This window comes from Pseudomonas sp. DR48, from assembly GCF_019823085.1.
In the GTDB taxonomy this organism is placed as follows: Bacteria; Pseudomonadota; Gammaproteobacteria; order Pseudomonadales; family Pseudomonadaceae; genus Aquipseudomonas.
Map to the genome: position 1 here is coordinate 5,978,602 of NZ_CP081946.1, position 19,909 is coordinate 5,998,510.

The 19,909-nt window shown below is 57.6% G+C and carries 20 protein-coding genes; 12 read left to right on the forward strand and 8 right to left on the reverse strand.

Features of this window, described 5'->3' with window-relative positions; translation table 11 throughout:
* The first annotated feature begins 44 nt into the window (after positions 1-44).
* From K5K95_RS26975 to K5K95_RS26995, 5 genes are all read left to right on the forward strand, one after another.
* Entirely contained in the window at positions 45-1,592 is a 1,548-nt protein-coding gene (locus tag K5K95_RS26975; protein ID WP_222586914.1) for a UxaA family hydrolase, read from the forward strand.
* A 60-nt stretch (positions 1,593-1,652) separates the two neighbouring features.
* Positions 1,653-3,233: an aldehyde dehydrogenase (NADP(+)) gene (locus K5K95_RS26980; RefSeq protein ID WP_222586915.1), complete on the forward strand. Its 1,581-nt coding sequence runs from the start codon at positions 1,653-1,655 to the stop codon at positions 3,231-3,233.
* 329 nt (positions 3,234-3,562) lie between these two features.
* A complete protein-coding gene (locus K5K95_RS26985; protein WP_222586916.1) occupies positions 3,563-4,996 on the forward strand; it encodes an MFS transporter in 1,434 nt (477 codons plus the stop codon).
* Positions 4,997-5,113: 117 nt separating this feature from the next.
* On the forward strand, positions 5,114-6,001 hold the full coding sequence (locus K5K95_RS26990; RefSeq protein ID WP_261398084.1) for a shikimate dehydrogenase family protein: 888 nt from the start codon (positions 5,114-5,116) through the stop codon (positions 5,999-6,001).
* Positions 6,002-6,007: 6 nt separating this feature from the next.
* A complete protein-coding gene (locus K5K95_RS26995; RefSeq protein WP_222586917.1) occupies positions 6,008-7,033 on the forward strand; it encodes a Gfo/Idh/MocA family protein in 1,026 nt (341 codons plus the stop codon).
* Positions 7,034-7,200: 167 nt separating this feature from the next.
* Here the strand turns inward: K5K95_RS26995 and K5K95_RS27000 are convergent, their stop codons facing one another.
* The 5 genes from K5K95_RS27000 to K5K95_RS27020 all read right to left on the reverse strand — a co-directional run bounded on the left by K5K95_RS27000 (position 7,201) and on the right by K5K95_RS27020 (position 11,295).
* Positions 7,201-8,226, reverse strand: coding sequence for a sensor histidine kinase (locus K5K95_RS27000; protein WP_222586918.1), 1,026 nt, complete (start codon positions 8,224-8,226; stop codon positions 7,201-7,203).
* Positions 8,227-8,236: 10 nt separating this feature from the next.
* Entirely contained in the window at positions 8,237-9,697 is a 1,461-nt protein-coding gene (locus tag K5K95_RS27005; protein ID WP_222586919.1) for an ATPase domain-containing protein, read from the reverse strand.
* Complete coding sequence (locus K5K95_RS27010; RefSeq protein WP_261398085.1) at positions 9,694-10,128, reverse strand: hypothetical protein; 435 nt, start codon at positions 10,126-10,128, stop codon at positions 9,694-9,696. Before K5K95_RS27010 ends, K5K95_RS27005 begins: the two co-directional genes overlap by 4 nt.
* A gap of 192 nt (positions 10,129-10,320) precedes the next feature.
* A complete protein-coding gene (locus K5K95_RS27015) occupies positions 10,321-10,539 on the reverse strand; it encodes a hypothetical protein (RefSeq protein WP_222586920.1) in 219 nt (72 codons plus the stop codon).
* A gap of 144 nt (positions 10,540-10,683) precedes the next feature.
* Positions 10,684-11,295 (reverse strand): TetR/AcrR family transcriptional regulator, encoded by a 612-nt coding sequence (locus K5K95_RS27020; protein ID WP_222586921.1) that lies wholly within the window; start codon positions 11,293-11,295, stop codon positions 10,684-10,686.
* Between the two features lie 166 nt (positions 11,296-11,461).
* On the opposite strand from K5K95_RS27020, the gene K5K95_RS27025 reads away from it, so the two are divergent.
* The 5 genes from K5K95_RS27025 to K5K95_RS27045 all read left to right on the forward strand — a co-directional run bounded on the left by K5K95_RS27025 (position 11,462) and on the right by K5K95_RS27045 (position 15,664).
* Positions 11,462-12,562, forward strand: coding sequence for an alkene reductase (locus K5K95_RS27025; RefSeq protein WP_222590445.1), 1,101 nt, complete (start codon positions 11,462-11,464; stop codon positions 12,560-12,562).
* Between the two features lie 52 nt (positions 12,563-12,614).
* Positions 12,615-13,403 carry an SDR family NAD(P)-dependent oxidoreductase gene (locus K5K95_RS27030; RefSeq protein WP_222586922.1) on the forward strand — a complete coding sequence of 263 codons (789 nt, stop codon included), beginning with the start codon at positions 12,615-12,617 and terminating at the stop codon, positions 13,401-13,403.
* Between the two features lie 85 nt (positions 13,404-13,488).
* Positions 13,489-14,487 (forward strand): NADP-dependent oxidoreductase, encoded by a 999-nt coding sequence (locus K5K95_RS27035; protein ID WP_222586923.1) that lies wholly within the window; start codon positions 13,489-13,491, stop codon positions 14,485-14,487.
* A 90-nt stretch (positions 14,488-14,577) separates the two neighbouring features.
* Positions 14,578-14,793, forward strand: coding sequence for a hypothetical protein (locus tag K5K95_RS27040; RefSeq protein ID WP_222586924.1), 216 nt, complete (start codon positions 14,578-14,580; stop codon positions 14,791-14,793).
* A 58-nt stretch (positions 14,794-14,851) separates the two neighbouring features.
* On the forward strand, positions 14,852-15,664 hold the full coding sequence (locus K5K95_RS27045) for an oxidoreductase (protein ID WP_222586925.1): 813 nt from the start codon (positions 14,852-14,854) through the stop codon (positions 15,662-15,664).
* 63 nt (positions 15,665-15,727) lie between these two features.
* Here K5K95_RS27045 and K5K95_RS27050 read toward each other — a convergent pair whose 3' ends face one another.
* The 3 genes from K5K95_RS27050 to K5K95_RS27060 are packed head-to-tail and all read right to left on the reverse strand — an operon-like array spanning position 15,728 to position 18,275.
* Positions 15,728-16,489: a PAS domain-containing protein gene (locus K5K95_RS27050; protein WP_222586926.1), complete on the reverse strand. Its 762-nt coding sequence runs from the start codon at positions 16,487-16,489 to the stop codon at positions 15,728-15,730.
* The gene (locus K5K95_RS27055) at positions 16,490-17,161 is read right to left on the reverse strand and encodes a response regulator (protein ID WP_222586927.1); all 672 of its coding nucleotides are present in this window, start codon (positions 17,159-17,161) and stop codon (positions 16,490-16,492) included. It abuts the gene before it with no gap.
* A complete protein-coding gene (locus K5K95_RS27060) occupies positions 17,130-18,275 on the reverse strand; it encodes an ATP-binding protein (protein WP_261398088.1) in 1,146 nt (381 codons plus the stop codon). Before K5K95_RS27060 ends, K5K95_RS27055 begins: the two co-directional genes overlap by 32 nt.
* A gap of 189 nt (positions 18,276-18,464) precedes the next feature.
* Between K5K95_RS27060 and K5K95_RS27065 the strand changes: the two genes are divergently transcribed.
* Positions 18,465-18,977 carry a dimethylamine monooxygenase subunit DmmA family protein gene (locus tag K5K95_RS27065; protein ID WP_222586928.1) on the forward strand — a complete coding sequence of 171 codons (513 nt, stop codon included), beginning with the start codon at positions 18,465-18,467 and terminating at the stop codon, positions 18,975-18,977.
* The gene (locus K5K95_RS27070) at positions 18,974-19,903 is read left to right on the forward strand and encodes a PDR/VanB family oxidoreductase (RefSeq protein WP_222586929.1); all 930 of its coding nucleotides are present in this window, start codon (positions 18,974-18,976) and stop codon (positions 19,901-19,903) included. Before K5K95_RS27065 ends, K5K95_RS27070 begins: the two co-directional genes overlap by 4 nt.
* The last annotated feature ends 6 nt before the right edge of the window (positions 19,904-19,909 follow it).

The window sequence follows — 19,909 nt, forward strand, 5'->3', positions numbered from 1 at the left end:
CGCTATTAGCGACCGCGCACCACCCAGCAGCCCGTGAGGATGCGATGGAACTGATCATGAAAACCGGCGCCGCAGCTGTGCTGCGCTTGAATGCGCTGGACGATGTGCTGATTGCACGCCGACCGCTACTCGCTGGCGAAATCCTTGAGCAAGAAGGCGTGACTATCCGGCAAGCGATTGTGCCGGGCCATAAAGTTGCCTCCCGGAATATCGAAGCCGGTCAACCGGTAAGGCGCTATGGGCAAATCATTGGTTTTGCAGTTGTCGACATAGAAGCAGGCGAGCATGTCCATGTGCACAACCTCGGCATGGGGGAATTCACTCGCGATTATGCTTTCAGCATCGATGCGAAACCCAACGTCAAACCGAGTGAAGCCCCATCGTTCATGGGTATCGTACGCCCGGATGGACGAGTCGCGACGCGCAACTACATCGGCATTCTTACTTCAGTGAATTGCTCTGCCACAGTCGCCCGGGCCATCGCAGACCATTTTCGTCGGGACATCAATCCCGCTGCACTGCAAGCTTATCCAAACGTCGACGGTGTTGTTGCTCTGACGCATTCTGCCGGCTGCGCCGTTGATCCTGCGGGCGACGGTTTGAGCATGTTGCGCCGGACATTGGCCGGATATGCGACGCACGCCAACTTTGCGGCCGTGCTGGTCATCGGGTTGGGCTGCGAGACGAACCAAATCGACTCATTACTCACGACGCAAGGACTCACCCGTAGTAATACGCTGCGCACGTTCAACATCCAGGACAGTGGCGGTACGTCCAAGGCCATCGCCAGTGGCATTGATCACGTGAAGCAGTTGCTTGGCGAGGCCAATCGGATTCAGCGTGAACCGGTCAGTGCTCGCCATCTGACCGTCGGGCTTCAGTGCGGTGGTTCGGACGGCTATTCCGGTATTACCGCAAACCCTGCGCTGGGTAATGCGGTGGATCGCCTGGTCGCCTGCGGCGGTACCGCGATTCTTTCCGAAACTCCGGAAATATATGGTGCAGAACACTTGCTAACGCGGCGGGCTGTCAATCGTGAAGTCGGCGAAAAACTCATCGCTCGAATTCATTGGTGGGAACACTACTGCGAGCGTATGGGGGCCGAGCTGAACAATAACCCCTCTGCCGGCAACAAGGCAGGTGGATTGACCACCATTCTGGAAAAGTCGCTGGGCGCTGTGGCAAAGGCTGGCTCGAGCAACCTGATGGATGTCTACGAATACGCTCAGACTGTCACGGCCAACGGGCTGGTTTTCATGGACACCCCTGGCTATGACCCGGTCTCCGCTACCGGTCAGGTCGCCGGTGGTGCCAACCTGATTGCATTTACTACCGGGCGCGGATCGGCCTACGGCTGTGCCCCTGCCCCATCAATCAAGCTGGCAACCAATAGCGCCTTGTGGGCTCTTCAGCGCGAAGACATGGACATCAACTGCGGCGAAATAGCCGAAGACACTTTGACCATCGAAGAGTGCGGTGCAGCGATCTTTGAAACCATGCTACGCATTGCCTCGGGCGAGCGCAGCATGAGCGAACAACACGGATACGGACAAAACGAGTTCGTGCCTTGGCAGATCGGCGCCGTCACCTGATTTTCAGTCCTGGGAACGTCTTGCCCAGCTATCTCTTGCACATTCAATCTGGAGACAACGATGTCCGTCATCACCGGCCAAAATTTTATCGGCGGTCAGCGCAGCGCCGCCGGCAGTATCATCGTCAAGAGTGTCGATGCCAGCACGGGGGAAACCTTACCCTATGCCTTCCACCAGGCGACCCCGCAAGAAATCGAGGACGCTGCCCATGCAGCCAACAATGCCTTTTCCAGCTACCGCATCCTGAGCGCGAGCAAACGGGCTGAGTTTCTCGATGCTATTGCTGAAGAGCTAGAGGCTTTGGACGATGAGTTTATTGCCCTGGTTTGCCGTGAAACAGCGTTGCCTGTAGCTCGTATCCAGGGCGAACGCGCACGTACCAGTGGTCAAATGCGCCTGTTTGCAAACGTACTGCGCCGTGGTGACTTCTATGGAGCTCGCATCGACCAAGCGTTACCACTTCGCAAGCCGTTGCCACGCCCTGACCTTCGCCAGTACCGCACAGCAATCGGTCCGGTTGCTGTGTTTGGCGCAAGTAATTTTCCGTTGGCTTTCTCCACGGCCGGCGGTGATACAGCCTCCGCGCTCGCGGCTGGTTGTCCGGTGATATTCAAAGCCCACAGCGGCCACATGGCTACTGCAGAACAGGTCGCCAATGCAATTATCCGGGCGGCCGAGCGCAGCGGCATGCCCGCCGGTGTCTTCAACATGATTTATGGCAGTGGCGTAGGCGAAGCCTTGGTAAAACACACGCTCATCAAGGGTGTTGGTTTTACCGGATCGCTCAAAGGTGGTCGAGCATTGTGCGATATGGCCGCCGCACGCCCCGAGCCCATTCCAGTCTTCGCCGAGATGTCGAGCATCAACCCGGTTGTGATCCTGCCTCAGGCACTCTCGCGTCGAGCTGACAGTATCGCTCGGGATCTTGCCGCCTCAGTGGTTCAAGGTTGTGGGCAGTTTTGCACCAATCCTGGACTCGTGGTTGGCATTCGCTCGGATGCATTCAGTGCCTTTCAGAACAGAGTGGCAGCGTTGATAAACGACCAGCCGGCACAAACAATGCTCAACGCCGGCACTCTGCGTAGCTATGCGACTGGCTTGCAGAACCTGCACGCGCACGCCGGCATCGTGCACCTGGCTGGCAGTAACCAACAGGGTCATCAAGCCCAGCCACAATTGTTCAAAGCCGACGTAGAGTTGCTGCTGAAAGGCGACAAGGTCCTTCAAGAAGAAATTTTTGGTCCAACATCGATCTTCATTGAGGTCAATGACCAGGTGCAGCTCAACGCTGCTATCAATGCCCTTCACGGACAATTGACCGCAACCTTGATTGGTGAGCCAGAAGACCTAACGCAATTCGCAGAGTTGACTGCTTCGTTGGAGGTGAAGGTCGGTCGCATCCTCATCAATGGCTACCCAACGGGTGTCGAGGTTTGCGATTCAATGGTGCACGGCGGCCCTTATCCTGCGACTTCCGATAGTCGGGGTACCTCGGTCGGCACCTTGGCCATCGACCGCTTCCTGAGACCAGTCTGCTTCCAAAACTACCCCGATGCATTGCTTCCCGATGCTCTCAAGAACGCGAATCCGTTGAACATTTCGAGGCTCATCGACGGTCATCTCTCACGAGATAGCTTGTAGGTTGGCAAATGGGCAAGACGGCGTACTACGACGTTAGAACCTGTCGTTGGCGTCATTGCCCTTTGTATGAAGCAACAGTGCCGAGCGCTTGACGCGTCGGAGCCTGTTCATCCTCTTACAGCCCATTCGCTCAATTGCACGAGCGGGCTTTAGCGTGCTCGCTCGGCTTGGCGACGACGTCAGACGTACGAAATTAGCACCTCACAAATAACCAGCGTTATGCCTTGATCGACCAAGGAAGACTCCCTTGACAATGCGCCAACGCTGGTAACAGAATTACTGATGGAACGTAGTTACAATAACAACAATTGAGAAACCGGAGACACGTTATGAATCAGAGCATACCGATCGACGCTCATTCCAAAGGCCAATCAAAGAAAGCCGCAGCTAGCGGTTGGATCGGCTCAGCACTGGAGTATTACGACTTCTTTATCTATGCGACCGCGGCGGCCTTGCTGTTTCCACAGCTCTTTTTCCCATCTGATAACCCTGCAGTCGGCATCATTGCCTCTCTGGCCAGCTTTGGTGTGGGCTATATCGCCCGGCCGATAGGTGCTGTTGTCCTAGGGCATTTAGGTGATCGCCACGGCCGTAAAACGGTTCTGGTTTACTGCATGTTCCTGATGGGCTTCTCGACGATGTGTATCGGACTTCTGCCAACGTACCAGCAGATCGGGATCTGGGCGCCAGCGCTGCTTGTGACGTTGCGCCTGATTCAGGGTTTTGCGGTAGCCGGGGAGATCTCCTGCGCCAGTTCCATGATTCTCGAACACGCCCCGTCCGGTCGCCGAGGTTACTTCGCAAGCTTTACCCTCCAGGGCGTTCAGGCCGGGCAACTGCTGGCAGCGGCAGTCTTCTTGCCTCTCGCTCATTTCATGCCTGCGGATCAGTTCTCTTCCTGGGGATGGCGGATTCCGTTCCTGCTCAGCGTCATCGTAGTCATCCTGGGATATATCATTCGCCGCCAGGTCGACGAGACGCCTGTTTTTGCCAAACAAAAAACGCAAGGCGAAGCTACTGTCCTGCCAGTTGTCGAAGTCATCCGGCAGAGCTGGGGTGATCTCTTGCGTGTGATCTGCATGGCACTTGCTGCGGTGATCGCCATTGTCGCCTCGGTATTTGGCGCTACCTATGCGGTTCAACCGGCCTATGGAATCGGTTTCCCTGCAGGCGTCTATTTGTGGATTCCTCTGCTGGGCAACATGTGTGCGGTAATCCTGATCCCCTTCGTCGGTAACCTCTCAGACAAGATCGGCCGCAGGCCGCCAGTCATTATTGGCGTTCTCTGCGCGGGACTGCTCTCTTACGCGTATCTGTACGCTATCAGCATCCATAACCTGTGGCTTTCGCTGGTTCTCTCCGTACTCATGTGGGGCGTCGCCTACCAGGGTTTCAACGGTGTATTTCCGAGCCTCTTTCCCGAATTGTTCCGTACGCGGGTGCGTGTGACCGGCATGGCCATCGGACAGAACATAGGGACCGCGATGACTGCGTTTCTCCCGGCAATCTTCGTCACTGTTGCGCCCCCCGGCTCTGACAATATCCCGCTAAGAATCGGTTCTCTTACATTAGGTATCTGTGTTATCGCTGCGATCGCCGCGTTCACTACACGCGAAACATACCGGATTCGCCTTGAAGATCTCGGCAAGCGCAACGCAGTGCCTATTGCCAAAGAAGAATACGATCGTATGCGGGCCGAAGCGATGCGGGGCAAAGCTCAGACAGCCGTCCCGAATGACCTGGCTAGCCAACTGCGTTCGTAACGACCTTCGACGATTACACTGGTGCGACCCTTAAGTTTTCGCGACCCACACAGGCCCGACGGGCAGAGCAGCATCATGCGGTCGGCACTTGCCAATGCATAGCCATCGACGCTGTGCATGCCCAAGAAGCCAGCCAGCGCTCCTCTTCCCGTCAACATCAAATATCAGGCAACCATGGCCTCACATATCACAGGAACAACTCGCCTTTATGGATTGGTCGGCCATCCGCTGATGGCCGCCAAGTCGCCGCAATTATTCAACCGACTCTTTATAGAACAACAGGCAGACGCGGTTTGTATTCCATTGGAGGTCAAGGCCGATGACCTGTCCTCGTTCGTGGCCGGTGCCAGAGCATTGAACAATCTCGCCGGCATCCTGGTCACCATGCCTCATAAACAAAGGATGCTGGCTCTTGTCGACGAACTTCATCCGACTGCTCGTCAAGTGGGTGCAATCAACGTCATTCGTTGCGAGACAGACGGACGCTGGGTCGGTGCCGTATTCGATGGCCTCGGCTGTGTTCTTGGCATGCAATGGGAAGGCTATCAACCAGCGAACAAGAACGTTCTTTTGGTTGGGGCTGGGGGCGCAGGCAGAGCGATCGCATTTGCCGTCGCATCGGCGGGAGCTCGATCGCTCACTATCTCCGATGTCGACGAACACCGAGCCGAGGAGCTGGCGAAATCCGTTGCTGACGAAACAGGTTGCATCACGCATTCCGGCCCACCTGACCCACATGGCTATGAAATCGTGATCAATGCCACGCCGCTTGGCATGAACAAGAATGATCCTATGCCTGTGGATCCCGAGCGACTCGAACCCGGCACCCTCGTCGTGGATATCATCAACTCGCCGGAATCAACACCGCTTTGCGATGCTGCGCGTAAAAGAGGTTGTCGTACCCAGGACGGGGGCCCCATGCACAAAGGCCAGGCGTTGCTTGCACTGCGCTTCCTTGGGTTCGATTACCACCCCGATAACGTAACAGCACCGCGCCAGGAGTGAGTACACATGAAAGTTGCGTTACTGGAGGTCAGCCATTGGCATGTCCCGCTGTATCTGAATGCTCTTGAGACCAACGGGGTCCAAGTGGTGGCCGTATCGGATTCGGAGCACATGAAGGGCGAGGCAATTGCCGAGCGATTTAAATGCCCGTTGTATAGCTCATCCTATGAGTTGCTTGAGCGCGAGGAAGTCGATTTTGCTTTCGTGTTCGGCAGGCATTCTGAAATGCCGTCGCTGGCAGAGGCCGTGATCGCGCGAAACATCCCTTTTGCCCTGGAAAAGCCCTGCGGCATCAACATGGCACAGGTCACACGGTTACGTGAGCTAGCCGAGCAAGCCAATCTCTACTGTGCGGTACCGCTGATCTTCCGCATGAGTGAACTGCTTAGTGCTTTGCAAGATGCTGAGGGACACCTGGCCGCGGACTTCAACTACATGTCTTTCCGATTCATCGTAGGTCCGCCCGCTCGTTATGAAACTGCAGGCTCAGGCTGGGCCATTGATCCCGCTTTTTCAGGCGGCGGATCGACGATCAACGTGGCTACGCATTTTATCGATCTCTTCAGACTATTGACCGGTAAGGAAGTCTCGCGAGTCTCAGCCGTCATGAATTCACTCACGCATCGGGGTGCCGTCGAAGACTATTCACTACTGACCCTGCAGACTGAAGACGGCGTGATCGGAGTTGTGGAAACGGGATACAGTTTCCCCAGTACCGCCGACGAGCAGCGCGAGTTTTCCTTCACCCTTTCATCTGATCACATGTATGCCAAATCCGGTCCCGACCGAATCGAAATAAGGGATCGACAGAACCTGGCGGCCGGCACTAGAAGCCGCCGACTACAACTGGACACAGACGTCTATTACCCACTTTTCGTCAAACAAGTGCTTGCTGAGTGCCGTAACGGGGCCAAGCCAATTGCATCATTACGCGACGCCGAGGCAATCATGCAGGTTATGGACGCGGCCTACGCTTCAGCTCGGCAAGGAGGTACGCTTTTGACGCTTACGCCGACTCTGGGCAGCCTCTGAGAAAGTGCCAACCCTGAGAGTTCGACCACTACACGCAAACTCAGCGACGCTCGAGCAAGATCGCTGACAGCGCCAGACACCGATGGCGAGGTCCTTGGGGAGGCGGGACACTTTGTTCTGCTTCAGCCAAGAGCTTCGTCATTCTCGGCTCTATCAACAAAAAAGCATCAATGAATCACCAAGGGTAACGTCACTACAAACTCGCTTCCCTGCCCTTCCCCCGCACTGCTGCCGGTCACCGTGCCGCCGTGGGCTTCGATCAACTCGCGCACCACCGTGAGACCGATGCCCAGGCCTGCCCCATTGAAACCGACCGCGTGAACATCCTGCACAAATGGTTCAAAGATGAACGGCAATGCCTTGGACGTGATCCCGATGCCGGTATCGCGGATGCGAATCTCCAGCTGATCGGCTTCGGCGGTGACTGTAAAAATGACTTCTCCATCCGCTGGCGTGTACTTGGCTGCGTTGCCCAGCAGATTGCCAAGAATTTGAGTGAGGCGTGTCGCATCGCCATTCACCATTAGTTCACACTCAGGCAGTTGCGAGCTGAAATGCAAATTGTGAGCAATCATGACCGGGGTACAGAGGTCGATGGCCTCATGGATGATCTGAGCCATATCGACAAGGTGCCGATCAAGGCGAAACTTGCCGGTACTGGCGCGGGCGATGTCGAGCAAGTCCTCCACCAATCGGGACATCTGCTTGACCTGACCTTCAATCAACATCTGCATGCGCGGTAGTTCTTCGCTAGGGACCCGTACCAGCCGGCCAGCGATCATGCTAATGGGCGTCAGAGGATTTCGCAGCTCGTGGGCCACTTGGTTAAGGAAGTTGCGTTGCTGTTCCAGCGCATGTTCCGCGGCAACCTGGAGGTCTTGGGCGCTAAGCGCGGCTATCACCAATTGCTCATTGGCTTCGCGCATCTCCAGGTACATTTGCTGCTCTGCCTGAGCGAATGGCGGACTTTCCGCATCCGACTGCGCCGACAGAATGGCCAGCACCAACTGCTGGTTGGCTTCGATCAGTTGCTCGAGTTGCTGGCTATCGACGAGCTGGGTATTGGCTTGGTTGAGTTCCCTGTGCACCGCCGCGAGTACCGCACGCGCCGCGACCGTTTTCTGGCCGAGCAGGAACAGTTCGCGTGCTGCAGTGGCTATCGCTTTCTCATTCTTGCCGTCGGCCTCACTCATGATAGTGCGCTCATCCTTCGACTTTGCCCAAGCACTGCTGGGTTGGTCGCCCCCCAAGTAACCCTTCTTTATCCGGCAACATCTCGCCGATCTGCAAGCCGTCATTATCGATGCGGTACAGCCGCAGTTCATCGGAGTGAGCGCTTGCCCGAACCTTGACCACGGCCATGATGCGCAACAAGCGGCTCTGCACTTCAATGTAGCGCTGGACGATGATGGCGTCGGTCAGAAATGCCGTGCCGTACGGACTGAAACGCAGGTCGGTGTAGCGGTCTTCCAGCTCCGAGGTCAGCAACACGCTGACGCCCACGCGGGTCAGCGCCGTGACCATGCGCGACAACGACTCGCGGAAGTCTTCGCGGAAGGTCGGCGCCACCGCCAGTTCAAAGCCGGACAGCGAATCGATGACCACGCGGGTCGCCTTCAGCCGGTCGATCTCGCTCAGCAGCAACTGCACGATTTCGTCGATAGATAAGTCAGGCGCACGGCTGTCCACCAGGCCGACCTGACCGCTTTGGATCAGCCCCGCAAGGGTGGCGTTCTGCGAGCGATTTGGCCGTTGTTCGAACACAGCAATCACGCCGGTTTCACCATTGCGCGCGCCTTCGGCCAGGAAAGTGGCTGCCAGAATGCTTTTGCCCGAGCCCGAGGGGCCGGCCACCAGCAAGGAGTAGCCACGGGGCAAACCGCCGCCGAGCATCTCGTCGAGCTGCGGCACGCCCATTTTCAGGCGCTTGATCGGGAACTCCAGCGGCGTCTCGACCGGTTTGATGACCGCCGGTGCAAAGACCTTGATTCCCGACGTGGCGATGCGGAAGGTGTGCAGCCCTGGCAGCGTTGGCTGGCCGCGCATCTTCATGATTTCCATCTTGCGCACCATGGAGTTGCGCTGAACGCTTTGGCGCAGCCAGATCAGGCCATCGGCGACGGTGAAAATCGGGTTGGTGTCGGTCTCAGTGAAATATTCGCCGATCAGGAAAGTCGTCGCCTGCCAGGTGGTCATCAACATGCCCAGCTGCTGAACGAACTGCGGCAGGTTGTTGTTGGGGTTGTCCTGGGTCTGGCTGGCCAACACCACGGAGCGGAACGAGTCGACGAAAACCAGCGACGGCGAGTACGTCTCAACCTCAGCAACGATGCGCCTTAGCACTTCGTCCAAATCCCCGGCCAGGGTGTCATTGGCCAAGTTGATGTAGCGGATCGACTGGTTGATCGCTTCGTTGTCGAAAAAATCGAATTGCTGCTGATAACGCAGCATTTTCAACGGCGGTTCACCCAATACGGTGAAGAACAGCGCCGGACGATCGGGCGTCGCCAGGGCGAACATCATTTGATGCGCCAGAGTGGTTTTGCCACAGCCAGGTGGGCCGGCGATCAGGTTGAACGAAAATTCCGGCAATCCCCCGCCCAGCACCTCGTCCAGTCCTGGCACGCCGGTGGCCAGGCGGTTGATAGTCACTTTGGTGCTCATGGCGAATTTTCCTGCGAAGGGGTGTCGCTCAAAGAAGGCTCCCACACGTCACGAAGTAAACGTGCGGTGAGCGAGGGCCCGATCAGCGTGGTCAGCAGCTCGTAATAGTTCATCAGTAACACCTCACCGAAAAACAAGGCATCGGCGTCACTTTGCTCAACGAGTATGGACTTGAAGGCTGCCGGAGCCTGGGAAGCCAGCACCCGGTTTGCGCTGTCGACCAGGCGCGGGTGGTGGTTGGCGCAAAGATGAAGGCTGCGGCGAAAAAGCGCGGCAACCCCCTGCTGGCCGATGATAGGCGTTAAGGCTTTATCCATATCCTGCAACGTCAAGACGATCGCGTCAGCGATCCTTGCAGCATCAGCTTTAGGGCCGACCCGATGCGCCAGAGAAGCTACGATCTGACGGCACTCTTCATTTAGCGCGGTCATGGCTAACTGATTTCTGATGGACTGGTATTGATAGTACACCCTCACCGAGTCGTAGAGATTCGAATGGACATTGGATTTGCGCCTAATGCCACCTGTGACGTGACAACCCAATCAGGATCATCCGGACCACTGTTACATAGATACCTGCCAAAGCGTCATTCAAATATGACCCTTCGGTGGAAAAATCGGTTTCTACTCGGAAGCAGCGGGCTTATTGCGCAAAGGTTGCGCTGACTCGTTGATGAACGAATTCCAGGCGGCATAGGCCGCACAATGCCGTTGGCTAGCCTGCGCCCAACGCTCGCCGGTCGTCTCACGACTCGAAACCAACATCATCATCTCGGTGGTTGCCGCGTCGAGCTCTAGCAGGAATTGATGGGATTTGAATCGAAAATCATCGGTGCTGTGCATCTCGTTCCGCCAAGATGGGGCTGATTCGAAATTACGAATCTTTATACCCATCCAATTCATCGACACCGCATTACCGGGTTCGATCCATACCATCGACAATCGGCTCAGCGAATGCTTCTGTTTCGTCCGTTTTTGCGACCTCGATTACGAATCAGCCAACTCCCAGGTGCTCTCCTGTGACTCATGAGCATGAGGCAATGACGCAATGATCTCAGCGCGGCAGACGTCGAGTATTTCATCAGCCAGGGAAGAATCATCCGGGCAGGCGCGCGATAACATGACGGCGCCGATTGCATGCGCCAGCATGTCGATCATCTTTGCTCGCATTCCTTCCTGCGGCGCATCATTTCCCGCCTTGAACTTTTCTTCGAGCGCTGCCAGCGTGTTTTCTATCCCGCTGGCAAAGGTGGCCTTCAACTCGTCTGATTGCCGCGCAGCGTCCCCGCACAGAGCTGCCATGGTGCACCCGCTCCCCCTGCCGTCCCGGTGATCCCTCGACACATAGACATTGATGAATTCCGCAACGTCGAGGCCTCCGGTATTGGAAAGCGATTGCGAGAGGCTGTTCGCTGCGGCTTCTGCCATCAAATCGGCTTTGGAGCCGAAATGCTTGTAAAAGCCGCCTTGCGTAAAACCGGCTGCTGCCATGAGTTCCGCAACCCCCACGCCATCGTAGCCACGGTCACGAAATAGCTCGGAAGCCGTCTCCACGATATGAGCCCGGTTGGCGAGTGATTGCGTCTTGGTGATCTTCATTTCGTGGCCTCAGCGTCTCATAGCAATGCGTCATCTTACTCTGATGTTGATCGTAATCAAAACAGTTGACAGTTTTGATTATGATCAACATCATAAAAGTCGTCATCGCGAATCATCGCGGGCACGGCGCACGACGCCGTCATTGATCAACGATTGTGGGAACGATATGAACGACAAGACATTGTTTGAGCCATACACGCTCGGCTCGCTGACACTTTCCAACAGAATCGTAATGGCGCCGTTGACCCGTAACCGTGCTGGTGAGGGCTTTGTACCGAGCGAGTTCGCTGCAACCTATTACAGCCAGAGAGCGTCCGCAGGCCTGCTGATTGCCGAGGCTACCCAGATCTCCCAGCAAGGACAGGGCTATCAGGACACGCCCGGTATCTATACACAGAAGCAGATCGATAGCTGGCGCAAAGTCACCGATGCTGTTCATGCCAAAGGCGGACGCATTTTCCTGCAGCTGTGGCATGTCGGACGCGTTTCCCACGTCGACCTTCAGGCAAACGGTGCTGCTCCGGTAGCGCCCTCAGCTCTGCGAGCCGCGACGAAAGTATTCGTCAACAACAGCTTCGTCGATGTCTCAGAACCCCGAGCCCTTGATATCGAAGAGTTGCCAGGGATCGTTAATGACTTTCGCCAAGCGGCGGCAAACGCAATCGCCGCGGGATTTGACGGCGTAGAGATCCACGGCGCAAACGGCTATTTGCTGGATCAGTTCCTCAAGGACGGCGCAAACATTCGCACTGATGCCTACGGTGGCTCGGTTGAAAATCGCGCTCGCTTGCTGCTCGAAGTTGCCGCCGCGGTGGTGGCCGAGATCGGTGCTGATCGAACCGGAATTCGCATTTCTCCCGTATCACCTGCCAATGACGTTTCAAGCAGCGATCCGCAGGCTCAATTCGACTACCTCACAGATCAACTCAATGCCTTGGGTCTGGTTTATCTGCATGTAGTCGAAGGCGCTACCGGCGGACCTCGCGAGGTCGCTCCCTTCGACTTCGGCTCCCTGCGCAAACGCTTCAAAAACACCTACATCGCCAACAATGGCTACGACCTGAATCTGGCCACCTCGACACTGAACGAGGACAAGGCCGACCTCATCGCTTTCGGGCGTCCGTTTATCGGCAACGCGGATTTGGTGGAGCGACTCAAGGCTGATGCGCCTTTATCCGCATTCGATCCAACGACGCTGTATGGCGGCGGTGCAGCGGGTTACATCGACTACCCGACCCTGGCCGAGTCCAGGTCCGCGCAGGGTTGAACAGTCCTAAAGACTGAATCCTTTATCGATATCTACTCAAGAGCATCCAATTATGAGCCTCCCTGAAACCGTACTTATTACCGGCGCCTCAACAGGCATTGGTGCGACTTATGCCGAGCGTTTTGCCCAACGTGGGCACAATCTGGTGCTGGTTGCCCGCGACAAAAACAGGTTAGACCTGCTTGCGACCCGTCTGCGGGAGAAACACGGTGTTGCCATTGATGTGATTCAGGCTGACCTGACTCAAATCTCCGATTTGACCACCGTCGAAGCTCGCCTGCGTGATGACGCGAGCATCGGCATCCTCGTGAATAATGCCGGAGCCGCCCAATCCGGCAGCTTCATCGAGCAATCCACCGACAACGTTGCCAACCTGGTCGCGCTCAACACCACGGCCCTGGTTCGACTCGCCAGTGCAATCGCTCCACGCCTGGCACAAGCCGGTAATGGCGCGATCATCAACATTGGCTCGGTCGTGGGACTGGCACCGGAATTCGGGATGAGCGTCTACGGCGCGACCAAGGCGTTTGTCCTGTTTCTATCGCAGGGATTGAGCCTTGAGCTCACGCCCAAAGGCGTCTATGTGCAAGCTGTTCTCCCAGCGGCCACCCGCACGGAGATCTGGGAACGTGCGGGCATCGACATCAATACCCTGAGCGAAATCATGGACGTGGCTGATCTCGTCGATGCGGCGCTGGTCGGTTTTGATCGTCGCGAGCCGGTGACCATTCCGCCGTTACAAGACGCCGCCCGCTGGGATGCTCTACAGGCTGCCCGTCAAGGTTTGCTGTCAGAGATCCGCCAATCTGCAGTCGCCGAGCGCTATCGAACCGAGGCGTGACTGAAGCCTGAGCACCTTCGGCTCGCGTTACAGCAGCACGCTTTGTTGCGTGCTGCCGTCCCGTTGAATCCATGAGAACTGAAACATGAAAGCCTTCTTGATCGACCGTTACGGCGAGAGCCAGGGACGTATTGGCGAGGTACCGGAACCTGAACCCGGAATCAACGACGTCCTGATTAAAGTGCATGCCAGTAGCGTCAATCTGCTGGATTCGAAGATTCGCAAAGGTGAATTCAAGCTGATCCTGCCGTATTCATTCCCCTTGATTATGGGTAACGACCTGGCCGGTGTTGTGGTTCGCGTGGGATCGGGAGTACGCCACTTCAAGCCGGGTGACGAAGTCTATGCACGCCCACCCGAATCGCGCATTGGCACCTTCGCCGAGCTGATTGCGGTGGACCAAAGTGCCCTCGCGCTGAAACCCAGAAATATCACCATGGAACAAGCTGCTGCTCTTCCCTTGGTTGCGTTAACCGCGTGGCAGGTGCTGGTTGAAACAGCCCGGTTGAAAAAGGGCCAAAAAGTCTTTATCCACGCGGGTTCCGGTGGTGTCGGCTCAATTGCCATCCAGCTTGCGAAGCATCTGGGGGCTTTCGTTGCCACGACGACCAGCACAAGTAACGTGGATTGGGTCAAGGCGTTAGGGGCGGACGTCGTCATCGACTACAAGCAGCAAAATTTCGAAACCGTCCTGCGCGACTACGATGTCGTATTGAACAGCCTCGGCCCTGTCGAGCTGGAAAAATCACTCAGCGTTCTCAAGCCTGGTGGCCAGCTTATCTCTATCTCCGGGCCACCAACGGCGGAGTTCGCAAAAGAACAAAAGCTGTTCTGGGGATTGGGTTGGGTCATGCGTCTGTTAAGCAGCGGCATACGCCGAAAAGCCCGGAAAATGAACGTCAGATATGCGTTCGTGTTCATGCGCGCGAGCGGTGCTCAATTAGAAAAAATCACTGCGCTTGTCGAGTCTGGAGTTATCACACCTGTGGTCGACCGAACCTTCCCTCTCGAGTCGACGGCTGAGGCATTGAGCTATGTCGAACGGGGCAGAGCCAAAGGTAAGGTGGTCGTCAAACTCATATGACTACAACTGGCACTTGATAACCGGAGCCCAGGACGAGGGCTCATATCTTTCGCAGTTAGACGCAGGCGAGAAGGTCAGGAACGTAGGGCAATGACTGTCGATAATTTGAAGACGCGTGAGTCTGTGCCTTCGCATGAATCAGCTCAAATAAAAGAGCAAATGCACGGCGTCGACTTACTGAGCAGTAACTCGACCAGCCTGCCGGACGAGACACTCGGCTCAGATATACGTGAAGGTCACTTATCAGAAGCCTCGTTTATTAACCCGGCAACCATAGCCTGGCGAAAATTAATGCTGGAGCAATAGCGCTTAACCAGCACCTTGCCACAGCCGAAAGCAACTCACGGACACACTGGAGTATCGAATGAAAACATCTTCCGACAGAATCGCAGTAGTAACCGGCGCATCATCCGGTATTGGTCAAGCGACTGCCGAAGCTCTGGTGCGTGCTGGTTATACGGTGTTCGGCACGAGTCGAAAGGCTGGCAACAGCTCAACGCAGGTGTCCATGCTGACCTGCGATGTGACGGATGATGACTCTGTCAATGCACTCGTCTCCACCGTACTCGCGCAGACCGGGCGGATCGACCTTTTGGTAAATAATGCCGGCATCGGTCTACTGGGTGGCGCTGAGGAGTTCTCGATCTCACAGGTCCAGGCATTGTTCGATGTCAATTTGTTCGGAGTCATCCGCATGACCAATGCGGTATTACCGTCGATGCGAGAGCGTGGCCAAGGGCGCATCATCAATATCGGGTCGATTCTAGGGTTGGTACCCGCGCCCTACTCCGCCCATTATTCGGCGGTCAAGCACGCCCTGGAGGGCTATTCGGAATCTCTTGATCACGAGGTTCGTGCCTTCAATATTCGAGCCTCGGTCATCGAGCCGGCATTCGTGCGCACCGTCTTCGATCAAAACGGCATTGAGCCCGACTCGCAGCTCAAGGTATACGATCGCGCCCGAGCCGGGTTCAGGGCGCTGCTCGAAGAGGTAATGCCCAAAGCCGACCTTCCAGATGTCGTGGCAGCGGTAGTGGTGAAAGCGGCGACGGATGTCCGTCCTCGGCATCGCTACACTGCCGGCAAGTCAGCGCGACAAATCAGTCTGCTGCGCCGCTTTGCCCCCGCAGGATTCTTCGATACGGCCTTGCGTAAGCAATTCCGGTTGCCAGTCTGAGGCCTTTGTAGACCTTAGTCCTTTGGCTTTTTTGCTGTACAGCCAGGAAAGAAATGCAACGAGTCAGCGCCCCGGATTCTGCCCAGCACCTCGCTCGAAAATCGCCCCCTCGATACCCAGCACTTCACGCGTGTCGGCGTAGATGCCGACACCCTTTTCCCAGACATGCTTGATCGACTGATCGGCGCAGCGAATCCGGTAATTGAGTTCGAACGGTTCCTGTCGCGACAGCGCATATTGCACCTCGCGCCAGACGTAATCGGCGTCCTGCGCCAGGATGAGGCTGTTGTAGGTGAACTCATGGTTGTCCACCAGCCGCTCGGGTGGATACCCGGTCAGTTGCAGACAACCGGCACTGACGAATTCCATGGTCCAGTCGCGGTTGTTGCGGCCGCGATAGATCAGCCCCGGCATGCTGTCGAGCAAGCTCATGCTGCTGCGCTGGCTGGCCTGCAAGGCAATTTCGCGCCGCTTGTGCGCAGTGATGTCGCTGGCCACCAGATAAAAACCCTGCGGCCCACGCTTCAGGCTGACGTCGAACCAGCGCAGCTCCCCCGAAGGGTGAACAAAACGCAGCCGCTGGTTGAAGGAGGTTTCGGGGCGCCGACGCAGTTCATGCAGGGCCTGACGCCACAACGAACGGTCTTCGTGGTGCACATAGTCGATGAGGTTGCGTTCCGTGCCCGGCAGATCCATCAGCTCGACCCAGGCCAGGTTGAAGTGGGCGATCTGACCGTTATCCCGCAGTTCGAGCAACGCCGCGGGAAAACGATCCATCAGGTGCAAGGGCGGTGTCTGCATGAATGCCTCTGGCCGTTCCATCATCTAATGACGCTCCTCGTGTCTCATCGATGTGCCGTTGTGCACCCACGCCGCCAGCTCCAGGCGCGAGTGCAGACTGAGCTTCTGCAACAGATTCCTCACATAGATCTTGACCGTGCCATCGCTGATTCCCAGTTCCCGGCCGATCTGTTTATTGCTCATGCCCGCAGCGATCAGCGCCAGGGTCTGACCTTCGCGCTCGGTCAGGTTGCCGGTGTCGAGCGAATCCGGATCGTGCGCAGGCCGGTTCACCGACTCGCCCTGATCGGCCAGCAGCGCAATCAGGGTTGAATCCAGAACAATCGCGCCCTTGTGGCAATTGCGCATGTAGGCCAACAACGCATCCGGCTCGGTTTCCTTGAGCACATAACCACTGGCGCCCAGGCGCAGGGCGGTCAACAGCTCGGCGCGATCCATCGATGCGGTGAGCACCACCACCTGACAATCGAGGCGCAACTGACGCAATTCATCGAGCACCTGCAAACCGCTCAAGCCGGGCATGTGCAGATCAAGCAAAACCTGCTGCGGCGCCAGGCTCACGGCCAGGTTGATGCCTTCGCGGCCACTGGCAGCCTGCCCCACCACTTCGAAGTCGTCGCTGGCGCCGAACAGCTGTGCCAGTCCTTTGCGAAACAACGGATGATCATCGATCAGTAATAAGGTCGTGCAGTCCATCGAAACTCCCCTGTGGCAGGTCTTGGTGGCAACAAAGGCCAAGGTGTACGCGGACTCCGTGCGGGCGGATCGCCTCGATGGTCAGTCGGGCGCCAATGCTCGCGGCGCGCTCGCGGATAATCGCCAGGCCGAAATGGTTTTCTTCCCCTGACGCCGGGCTCAGTCCGATGCCGTCATCCTCCACCGAAACAGAAGCCTCGCCGTCCTGGTTTTGCCGCAACTCGATGCGCACATGCCGTGCATGGGAATGGCGTACGGCGTTGGCCAGTGCCTCGCGAATGATCTGCAGAATCTGCAATTCGGTTTCCGGGCTCAAAGCGTCATCCGCCAGGCGATTGTCCAGTTCAAAGACGATGATGCAGCGCCGCGAGAACTCGGCGACAGAGTCGGCCAAGGCCTGACGCAACGAACGCCCGTCCATGGTCAGACGAGCGCTGGTGATCAGCTCGCGCACCTGACGCTGCAGCTGGCTCAAGCCGCCGCACAGTTCCTGTAACGCGGTGCTGGCCCGCGCAGGCTCGTCCAATTGCGACTGCAGCAAACGCGCCTGGAACGACAGGTAACCCAACTGCTGCGCCACCGAATCGTGCAGCTCACGGGCCAGGGCGCCATGCCGGGATGTGGCCTGTTTGCGCTGTTGCTCACGGGTATGGCAGCGCAGACGCACAGTGACGCCGACCGCCTGCGCCGCCTCCTCCAGCAACTGGCGCCAGCTTGCGTGAACCGGATGTGGCGTATCGAGCAACAACACCCCTTTGCTTGAATCGTCACTGTTCGGCAAGGCACACAACAGGCGATGGACGCCCCGTTGCCGACAAGGGCCACAGGCCTGCGCCGCATCAGTCAGTGTCGACTCACGCCAGGGGCAACGCGCAACGTCCTGACAGCCTTCGAGCAATCCGCGCCGTGCCGGCCCCAGGTCTTCGCCGCCCAGGATCAGATTCAGTTTGCAGCTCGGCAACAATGCTTCGAAACGATCCAGAAAACCCGACAAGGCACCGTCAGCGTGCACCTGACACAAGGGCAATCCGGCCAACAGTTTGCGTACGCTGCGTGCCTGTTCGGGGCGAATACGCCCCAACCAGAGCGGCCACCACTGCGATCGTGTTCGCACTATCGATAACTCCCCGTCCGGTTGCTCAGCCCTGAGCAAAGACCAGCAACTTCCATGCCCCGAAGCGGCGTTGTGCAGGGCTTATCTCCAAAGACATAGCCCTTTTTCCGGATTGAGAAGATTTTCCCCATAGGAAAGTATCTTCCCCAACAGGAAACAAATTCCCAGTTCAACACCAGGAAAGCCCACATGACGGATAGACACAGCGCCGCCCCGGACCGACTTCACAGCCTCCCGTGCTATCGCCAGCCGCTGCCTCGTGAAAGCGTTTCCCGGCACATCGTGGTCATGCAATCGGCGGCCGCCTGCGCGCCCTTTGTCGACGAGCTGGAACAGCCCCTGGTACTGAACGGCGAAAGCGCCGATTTTTCCCGCCGCCTGCATCAGGTGTTGGCTAGCGCCAGCGTCGGCAGCCATCTCTACATCATGGGCGACGAGGCCTTTATCTGGCGTATTCATGGCGAGGCCCGCAGCGCCGGACTGGAAAATGACGAGATCGACATCACCCACACGCTTGCCGGTGCGCGTCTGGTGTATTGCGTGCACTGCGGGCTGACTCAGACCACCGGGACAGAGGCGCTACTGACCTGCATCGGTTGCGACGTCGGGCTGGAAGTCCGCGAGCACTTTTCCCGACGCCTGGGGGCATACCTCGGCGTCTGCGCCAACCCCGATCAGCCTTGCGTCGGAGCCCGGTCATGAGCGCCGTCATCGAAGTGCGGGTCAGTGCGGCGAGAATGCTGACCCCAGTGGTGCGCGAGTTCACCCTGCAGACGTGCGCCGGGCCCCTGCCGGTTTTCTCTCCCGGCAGTCATGTGCAGGTCCACCTGCCGCTGGCCGGGGGCAAGGTGCGCAATGCCTATTCACTGACCGGCGACCCAGCGGACAGCCAGCATTACCGCATCGCCGTACGCTTGCAGGAAGCGTCTCGCGGCGGCTCGCACTACCTGCACCGGCAGGTCCAGGTCGGCGACACACTGCAGATTTCGCCACCGGCCAATCTGTTCGCGCTGCACTCGACCGCCAGCCTGCACATCTTGATTGCCGGAGGCATCGGCATCACTCCGTTCATGACCTACATCGCGGCCTTGGAACAACGCCAGGCTCACCTCGAATTGCATTACCTCTGCCGTCCGGGCTTGAGCGATGCCTATGTCGAGGCGTTGCAACAGCGGCTGGGTTCGCGCCTGCACACTTACGCCAGTCGCCCGGACCTGAGCCGGATCCTGCGCGATCGACCGCTGGGCAGCCATCTTTACACCTGCGGCCCGCAACCGTTACTCGACGCCGTTCGGCAACAGGCCAAGGCACTTGGCTGGCCATCCAGTCGCGTGCACTGGGAGGCGTTCAATGCCGCGCAACCGGGCCAACCCTTCGACCTGCAACTGCTGCGCAGCGGCCGTCGCCTGCGGGTCGGCGCCGATCAAAGCCTGCTCGAAGCCCTGGAGTCCGCCGGGCTGCAGATCCCCAACCTGTGCCGTGGCGGGGTCTGTGGCCAATGCATGACCCGCCACGTGGGCGGCGACATCGAACACCGCGACAGTTTCCTGAGCCCCGCCGAGCAGGCCGACTTTCTCATGCCCTGTGTGTCCCGCGGCTGCGGCCCTACCGTTTCGCTGGATCTTTAGGAGTCG